This window comes from Streptomyces sp. NPDC058758 (assembly GCF_042746075.1).
In the GTDB taxonomy this organism is placed as follows: domain Bacteria; phylum Actinomycetota; class Actinomycetes; order Streptomycetales; family Streptomycetaceae; genus Streptomyces.
Genome location: NZ_JBHYPS010000065.1, coordinates 1 through 3,635, shown reverse-complemented (window position 1 = coordinate 3,635; position 3,635 = coordinate 1). Strand labels below are relative to the sequence as shown.

The 3,635-nt window shown below is 75.2% G+C and carries 3 protein-coding genes; all 3 read left to right on the top strand.

Translation table 11 applies throughout. The features are described 5' to 3' along the window. Positions 1 to 624 precede the first annotated feature (624 nt). The 3 genes from ACFW6A_RS37430 (at position 625) to ACFW6A_RS37420 (ending at position 3,489) form a co-directional block, all read left to right on the top strand. Entirely contained in the window at positions 625 to 1,650 is a 1,026-nt protein-coding gene (locus ACFW6A_RS37430; protein ID WP_351856963.1) for an alpha/beta hydrolase, read from the top strand. A gap of 122 nt (positions 1,651 to 1,772) precedes the next feature. Continuing rightward, positions 1,773 to 2,126, top strand: coding sequence for a hypothetical protein (locus ACFW6A_RS37425; protein WP_351856965.1), 354 nt, complete (start codon positions 1,773 to 1,775; stop codon positions 2,124 to 2,126). A 139-nt stretch (positions 2,127 to 2,265) separates the two neighbouring features. Further along, positions 2,266 to 3,489 (top strand): FG-GAP-like repeat-containing protein, encoded by a 1,224-nt coding sequence (locus ACFW6A_RS37420; protein ID WP_386646294.1) that lies wholly within the window; start codon positions 2,266 to 2,268, stop codon positions 3,487 to 3,489. The last annotated feature ends 146 nt before the right edge of the window (positions 3,490 to 3,635 follow it).

Below are 3,635 nucleotides of genomic sequence, written 5' to 3'. Positions count from 1 at the left end.
CTCCCCCGCCCGCGCCCCCCCCCCCCCCCCCCACCCCTCCCGTCTTCCCGCTCCGTCCGGCCCCGCCGGCCGCAGGGGTCCTACCGGTCCTACCGGTCCTACCGGTCCTACCGGTAGGTCACGGAATCGGATCGACCGGCCGCCGTGCGCCCCGATTTACGCCGGAATGGCCTCGCGCGTGCCCGTGGCGTGCCACGCTGATGCGAGACGTGATGACGGCGAGGGGAGGGGCATGCGACCGATGGCCTCGAGCGCGGCCCGCCCGCCGGAGGTGCGGACGGAGCGGACCCGGAGGACGGTGCGGACCCGGGCGACGGGACGGGACCGGAGGACGGTGCGGGACCGGGCGGCGGCGCGGCCCCGGACGGCAGAGGGCCCCGGCGCCTCGCGGCGCCGGGGCCTGCCCTCCCCTGTTCCGACCTGGAGCCCCGAGCTCCCTAGGTCGGTCCCTTCGGACCGTTTTCCCCGAGCGGTCCGCCTCCCGTGGAAGATCTCCCCTCGGCGGCGCGTACCAATCCTTGAGGCCCGTCACTCGAACGAGGGGTGTTGGGCGGCAGAAGCATATTTTCGAATGCGAGTTCGATAGTCTGGCGGGGTTCGACGGGAAAGAGGGGGTGCCAGACCATGGCGCGACGACTCGACGTCACCGGAGCCGACGGCATCCGGCTGGCGGCCTGGGACTTCACGGTGGAGGGCGCGGCCCACGACGGGCCCGCGTCCGGGACCCGTACGCCCCCGCGCCCGCCCGCGGTGAGCATCGCCCGCCAGCCCGCCGCGCCGGAGGACCGGGCCAGGCCCGCGGGCGCCCCCGCTCCCTCCGGCGTCCCCGTCCCCTCCGGCGCCGCCACCCCACCGCCGCCCGCCCCCGCCCCCGCGCGCTCGGGCGCCCCGGTCTTACTGCTCCACGGCCTGATGGGCCACGCGGCCCACTGGGCCCCCGCCGCCCGCCTCCTCGCCGGCGGCCACCGCACGCTCGCGCTCGACCAGCGCGGCCACGGCGCGAGCGAGAAGCCGCCCGGCGGACCGTTCACGCGCGAGGCGTACGTCGCGGACGCGGCGGCCGTCATCGAGCGGCTCGGGCTCGCCCCCGTCACCCTCGTCGGCCACTCCATGGGCGCGCTGACCGCCTGGCAGCTGGCCGCCGAGCGCCCCGACCTGGTCCGCGCCCTCGTCATCTGCGACATGCGGGCCTCCGCGCTCGGCGCCGCCTCCCAGCGCGCCTGGCAGGACTGGTTCCGCAGCTGGCCGGCGCCCTTCCCGACGCTGGAGGCCGTGCACCGCTGGTTCGGCGCGGACGACGCGTGGGTGGAGACGCCCAACCCGGCGCGGGGCGCCTTCTTCGCCGAGGTGATGACCGAGCGCCCGGACGGCTGGCACCCGGTCTTCGACCCGGCCCAGATGCTCACCTCCCGCGAGACCTGGGTCCACGACGCCCACTGGGACTCCCTCGCCCAGGTCCGCTGCCCCACCCTCGTCGTCCGCGGCCTCGACGGCGAACTGGGCCGGGCCGAGGCCCAGGAGATGGTCCGCGTCCTCCCCCACGGCGCCTACGCGGAGATCCCCGACGCCGGCCACCTCCTCCACTACAGCCACCCGGAAGCCTGGGCCGAGGCGGTGGACCCCTTCCTGACGGGCGTCCTGACCACCTGACGAACCGACATCCGGCGGACCGACATCCGGCGGACCGACATCCGGCGGACCGACATCCGGCGGACACCCGGGGGACCGACCGCCGCACGACCCCTGTCACACCCCTCCCGTACGGTGCGGCCATGAGCGTCTCCCTCTACTACTCCGCGCACCGCCCCGAACCCCTGACGGAGGCCGAGCGGGCGGCGGTCGACCGGATCGCCGCCGCCCGCCTGTCGGCGTTCCCGTACGACGACACGGAAGGCCTCTGCCTGTACGAGGACGCCGGCCGCGAGCCGCACGCCGTCGTCGCCGGTTCCACGAAGCTGCCCTTCGACCCGGACCGCGTGGTCCCGGTGATGATCCACGTCCTGGACTCCGTCACCGAGCTGCGCCGCGCCCTCCCGGGCGCCGAGTGGCGCGTCCACATGGACGACCTCGACGCCGACTGGGACGAGACGGAGGGCTACGGCTTCCCCGGCCTGCGCGAACCCTGACGGACCCGGGCGGAGTCCCGCCCGGGGAACCCCCTCGCGCGTCCGCCGCCGGAGGCGGTAGCGTCCCTCCCACGGCGCGTCGAGCGGTACGTCTCCGCGCCGCCCATCACGAGGGAACACAAGGGACACAAGGGAACGCATGCGCATATCTCTGCGCCGGCGCCTGGCCGCCACGGCCACGGCAATCGGTCTCACCACGCTCGGCGTCCTCGGCGCGGGCGCGGCCCCCGCCCAGGCGGCACCCGCGGACTGCCCCGCGGGCTACTTCTGCGCCTGGAAGACGGACGACGCCACCGGCACCATGTACAAGACGAACGTGGACGCCCCCACGCTCGGCACCTGGGACAACCAGTTCCGCTCGGTCTCCAACCGGACCGGCAAGTACGCCTGCCTCCACGACGACGCGGACTTCGGCTACAACGGCGGCATCGGCTCCGTCGCCCCCGACCCCGCGGGCACCGAGTGGGGCGGCCCCGGCAGCACCACCGTCAGCTCCGTCCGCCTGGTCACCACCGAGCGCGAGTGCGGCGGCTACGAGCCGTACCCCTACTGGTACGCCAACCCGCAGGCCACCGCGCCCGCGTTCGGCGACCTGAACGGCGACAGGACGTCCGACGTCCTGGTCCGCGACAAGGCCGGCCGCCTCTGGTTCCTGCCCGGCGACGGCAGCGGCACGCTCGTCGGCTCGGGCGGCTGGAACGCGATGAACGCCCTGACCCGGCACGGCGACTTCTCCGGTGACGGCAAGGAGGACGTGATCGCCCGCGAGGCGTCCACCGGCAAGCTGTGGCTGTACAAGGGCGACGGCACCGGTCGCGTCGGCTCGCGCCTGCTGATCGGCACGGGCGGCTGGAACTCCATGAACCACCTCACCGCCTTCGGCGACCTGTCCGGCGACGGCCGCTCCGACCTCCTCGCGGTGGAGAAGTCCACGGGCAAGCTGTGGCTCTACCCCGGCACGGCCACGGGCCCGCTCGGCGCCCGCAAGCTGATCGGCTCGGGCGGCTGGAACGGCATGAACGCCCTCGTCGGCTTCGGCGACATGACCAAGGACGGCAAGGACGACCTCCTCGCCCGCGAGGCGTCCACCGGCAAGCTGTGGCTGTACCCGGGCAAGCCCGGCGGCTTCGCCCCCCGCGTCCTCATCGGCGGCGGCTGGAACGTCATGGCCGGCTTCCTCGCGGTCGGCGACCACACCGGCGACGGCTACCCCGACCTGGCCACCGTCACGAACGACGCCTACTGGTCGAACATGGGCGTGGGCGCGGGCAACCTGGTCACCTACCGCGGCCGCGCCACGAACGGCTTCCAGACCGGCGGCCTGGAGAGCGAGTCCTGGTACGACCTGAACGGCCAGTTCTGACACACCGCGTGAACGCAGGACCCGGGGTGGGGGGGGGGGGGGGCCCCCCCCCCCCCCCCCCGCCGGGGGGGGGGCCGGGGGGGGGGGGCCCCGGCCGGGGGGGGGGGCGCCCCGCGGGGGGCGGAGGGGTGTTAACCAGAAACGGG